Origin of the sequence: Streptomyces fuscigenes (assembly GCF_021556455.1) — a bacterium.
Taxonomy (GTDB): Bacteria; Actinomycetota; Actinomycetes; order Streptomycetales; family Streptomycetaceae; genus Streptomyces; species Streptomyces fuscigenes.
Map to the genome: position 1 here is coordinate 1 of NZ_JAKGCV010000474.1, position 4,074 is coordinate 4,074.

4 protein-coding genes are annotated in these 4,074 nt (G+C 75.7%); all 4 read left to right on the forward strand.

Features of this window, described 5'->3' with window-relative positions; translation table 11 throughout:
* On the forward strand, positions 1–279 hold a 279-nt coding region (locus L1885_RS24810), incomplete at its 5' end, for a pantoate--beta-alanine ligase (protein WP_235799406.1).
* Positions 276–2,141 carry an L-aspartate oxidase gene (locus tag L1885_RS24815; RefSeq protein ID WP_235799407.1) on the forward strand — a complete coding sequence of 622 codons (1,866 nt, stop codon included), beginning with the start codon at positions 276–278 and terminating at the stop codon, positions 2,139–2,141. The genes L1885_RS24810 and L1885_RS24815, both read left to right, overlap by 4 nt.
* Positions 2,138–3,172, forward strand: a complete 1,035-nt coding sequence (gene nadC / locus L1885_RS24820; protein ID WP_235799408.1) for a carboxylating nicotinate-nucleotide diphosphorylase — start codon at positions 2,138–2,140, stop codon at positions 3,170–3,172. The genes L1885_RS24815 and nadC overlap by 4 nt, the downstream gene beginning before the upstream one ends.
* A complete protein-coding gene (locus tag L1885_RS24825) occupies positions 3,172–3,969 on the forward strand; it encodes a type III pantothenate kinase (protein WP_235799409.1) in 798 nt (265 codons plus the stop codon). Before nadC ends, L1885_RS24825 begins: the two co-directional genes overlap by 1 nt.
* The last annotated feature ends 105 nt before the right edge of the window (positions 3,970–4,074 follow it).

The following is a 4,074-nucleotide window of genomic DNA, read 5'->3' on the forward strand; positions in this document are numbered from 1 at the left end:
GACGCCCACGCGGTGGCCTGCGCGGGCCAGGCCGGTCCGGGACGCACGGGCTCCGCGGGCGCCGACGCGGTACGGGCGGCGGCGCGCACCGTGCTGGACCTCGGCGCGCGCACGGACCCGCCCCTCGCGCTCGACTACCTGGCACTGATCGACCCGGCGGACTTCACCGAGGTGCCCGACGACTTCACCGGCGAGGCGGTGCTCGCCGTCGCGGCCCGGGTCGGCACGACACGGCTGATCGACAACATCCCCCTGACTTTCGGAGCGGCGAGCGCATGAGCACCGGCGGCAGCAGGAGAGACACGGAGGGCGCGGCCGGCAGAGCAGGCGCCCCGAAGGGCATACGGCTCGCGGCGCCCGCGCCGGGCTGGTCGATCGAGGCGGACGTCGTCGTGGTGGGCTCCGGCGTCGCCGGGCTGACGGCCGCGCTGCGCTGCTGTGCGGCGGGGCTGCGCACCGTCGTCGTCACGAAGGCGCGCCTGGACGACGGGTCCACCCGCTGGGCCCAGGGCGGCATCGCGGCGACGCTCGGCGAGGGGGACACCCCCCAGCAGCACCTCGACGACACGCTCGTCGCGGGCGTGGGGCTGTGCGACGAGCAGGCCGTGGCGGCCCTGGTGACCGAGGGCGCGGCGGCGGTGCGGCGGCTCATCGACACGGGCGCCGCCTTCGACCTGGCCGCCGACGGCACGCTCGAACTCACCCGCGAGGGCGGCCACCACCGGCGCCGCATCGTGCACGCGGGCGGCGACGCGACCGGCGCGGAGGTGGCGCGCGCCCTCGGCGAGGCCGTGCGGACGACGGCGGTGCGGACGATCGAGAACGCGCTCGCACTCGACCTGCTGAAGGACGCCGACGGCCGCGCCGCGGGCGTCACGCTGCACGTGATGGGCGAGGGACAGCACGACGGCGTCGGCGCGGTCCGCGCCCCCGCGGTCGTCCTGGCGACCGGCGGCATGGGACAGGTGTTCGCCGCGACGACCAACCCGGCCGTGTCGACGGGCGACGGCGTCGCCCTCGCGCTGCGCGCGGGCGCGGCCGTCGCCGACGTCGAGTTCGTCCAGTTCCACCCCACGGTGATGTACCTGGGCGCCGGCCGCGAGGGCCAGCAGCCGCTGGTGTCCGAGGCGGTGCGGGGCGAGGGCGCGCACCTCGTCGACGCGGACGGCGTCCGCTTCATGGTCGGCGCCCACGAGCTGGCCGAACTGGCGCCCCGCGACATCGTCGCCAAGGCGATCACGCGGCGGATGCGCGAGCAGGGCGCCACGCACATGTACCTGGACGCCCGCCACTTCGGCCGCGAGATGTGGGAGACGCGCTTCCCGACGATCCTCGCGGCCTGCCGCGACCACGGCATCGACCCGGTGACGGAGCCGATCCCGGTGGCGCCCGCCGCGCACTACGCGTCCGGCGGCGTACGCACCGACCTGGCGGGCCGCACGAGCGTGCCCGGGCTCTACGCGTGCGGCGAGGTCGCCTGCACGGGCGTCCACGGCGCGAACCGGCTGGCGTCCAACTCGCTGCTGGAGGGCCTCGTCTTCGCCGAGCGCATAGCGGAGGACGTCGCCGCCGAGGCCGCCGCCCGGGGCCCGGCCCGTACGCCCGCCCCCGGCGGCACGCCCGCCCCGGCCGCGGAGCCGGGGACGGTGGTCGGCCTCGTCGACCCGGCCGCCCGCGTCCGGGTCCAGCGGACGATGTCGGAGGGCGCCGGAGTCCTCAGGTCCGCGGCCGGACTGGAGAGCGCGGCCGCCGGGCTGGAGGCCGTGGGCCCGGAGCCCAAGTCCGCCGAGCCCGGCGTCGAGGCCTGGGAGACCACGAACCTGCTGACCGTGGCCCGCGCCCTCGTCACCGCCGCGCGGTGGCGCGAGGAGACCCGCGGCTGCCACTGGCGCGAGGACTTCCCCGACCGCGACGACGCCCGGTGGCACCGGCACGTCGTGGTCCGCCTCACCCCCGACCTGTCCTTCGAGGTCTCCCGCACCGACGGTGCCGCCCTCGGCGACGCCGGTGACCCCGGCGGCGCCGGACCCGGCGCGGGCGCCCGCCCCCGATCCGCACCGCCGTCCGGTGCCGGCCTTCCCCCGGCCGGTCACCAGGACCCCCAGCCCCAGCCAGAACGCCCCCAGGGAGCAGCATCGTGAGCACGCCCGAAGACACCCCGCGTCCCGAGCCGGTGGCCGTGCCGCTGATCCACATCGGCGCGCCCGCCGCCGGCAGCACCTGCGGCCCGGACGGCTGCTCCTGCGCCGAGCCGGAGGACCTCGAGTGCGGGCTCGACCCCGCCCTCGCGGCGATCCTCGCGGACCTGGGCCTCGACCCCGTCCAGGTCGAGGACGTCGCGCACGTCGCCGTGCAGGAGGACCTGGACGGCGGCATCGACGTGACGACCGCGGCGACGGTCCCCGAGGACGCCGTGGCCACCGGCGACTTCACGGCGCGCGAGGACGGCGTCGTGGCCGGGCTGCACGTCGCCGAGGCGGTGCTCTCGGTCGTGTGCACCGACGACTTCGAGGTCGAGCGGCACGCGGCCGACGGCGACCGGGTCGTCGCGGGGCAGAAGCTGCTGAGCGTCACGGGGCGCACCCGGGACCTGCTGACGGCCGAGCGCAGCGCGCTGAACATCCTGTGCAGGCTCTCCGGCATCGCGACGGCGACCCGCACCTGGGCCGACGCGCTCGACGGCACCAAGGCGAAGGTACGCGACACCCGCAAGACCACGCCCGGCCTGCGGGCGCTGGAGAAGTACGCGGTGCGCTGCGGCGGCGGCGTGAACCACCGCATGTCCCTCTCGGACGCCGCGCTGGTCAAGGACAACCACGTGGTGGCGGCCGGCGGGGTCGCGGAGGCGTTCGCGGCCGTGCGGCGGCAGTACCCGGACCTCGCGATCGAGGTGGAGGTCGACACGCTGCACCAGCTGCGCGAGGTGCTGGACGCGGGCGCCGACCTGATCCTGCTGGACAATTTCACCCCGGAGGAGACGTCCGAGGCCGTCGGCATCGTCAACGGCCGCGCCTTCCTGGAGTCCTCCGGCCGCCTCACCCTCGACAACGCGCACGCCTACGCGGAGACCGGCGTCGACTTCCTGTCCGTGGGCGCGCTGACCCACTCCTCGCGCATCCTCGACATCGGCCTCGACCTGCGCGAGGCGGACGTGCCGGGGGCGGACGCCTGATGCTGCTGACCATCGACGTCGGCAACACCCACACCGTCCTCGGCCTCTTCGACGGGGAGGAGATCGTCGAGCACTGGCGGATCTCCACGGACGCCCGCCGGACCGCGGACGAGCTGGCGGTCCTGCTGCAGGGCCTGATGGGCATGCACCCGCTGCTCGGCATGGAGCTGGGCGAGGGGATCGAGGGCATCTCGATCTGCTCGACGGTGCCGTCGGTGCTGCACGAGCTGCGCGAGGTGACCCGGCGCTACTACGGGGACGTGCCGGCGGTCCTCGTCGAGCCCGGCATCAAGACGGGCGTGCCGATCCTGATGGACAACCCGAAGGAGGTCGGCGCGGACCGCATCGTCAACGCGGTAGCCGCCGTCGACCTCTACGGCGGGCCCGCGATCGTCGTCGACTTCGGCACGGCGACGACGTTCGACGCGGTCAGCGCACGCGGCGAGTACACGGGCGGGGTGATCGCGCCCGGCATCGAGATCTCCGTGGACGCGCTCGGCGTCAAGGGCGCGCAGCTGCGGAAGATCGAGCTGGCCCGGCCCCGCAGCGTCATCGGCAAGAACACGGTCGAGGCGATGCAGTCGGGGATCGTGTACGGCTTCGCGGGCCAGGTCGACGGCGTCGTCACCCGCATGGCCCGCGAGCTGGCGGAGGACCCCGAGGACGTCACGGTCATCGCGACCGGCGGCCTCGCGCCGATGGTGCTGGGGGAGGCGTCGGTCATCGACGAGCACGAGCCGTGGCTGACCCTGATCGGCCTGCGCCTCGTCTACGAGCGCAACGTGTCCCGGATATAGGGGCGGGGGCGGGACGGGGCCGCGTGCCCTCGGCGGTGGCGGTGCCGGAGGCGTGGCGGGGGCGGGGCCCCGTGGCCGTGCCCCTGTCACGGGCGGGGCCCGCGG

What these genes read in the sequence shown, in the direction of transcription:
- L1885_RS24815 (WP_235799407.1), top strand. Translation starts at nt 276, where the DNA reads ATGAGCACCGGCGGCAGCAGGAGAGACACGGAGGGCGCGGCCGGCAGA.
- L1885_RS24825 (WP_235799409.1), top strand. Translation starts at nt 3,172, where the DNA reads ATGCTGCTGACCATCGACGTCGGCAACACCCACACCGTCCTCGGCCTC.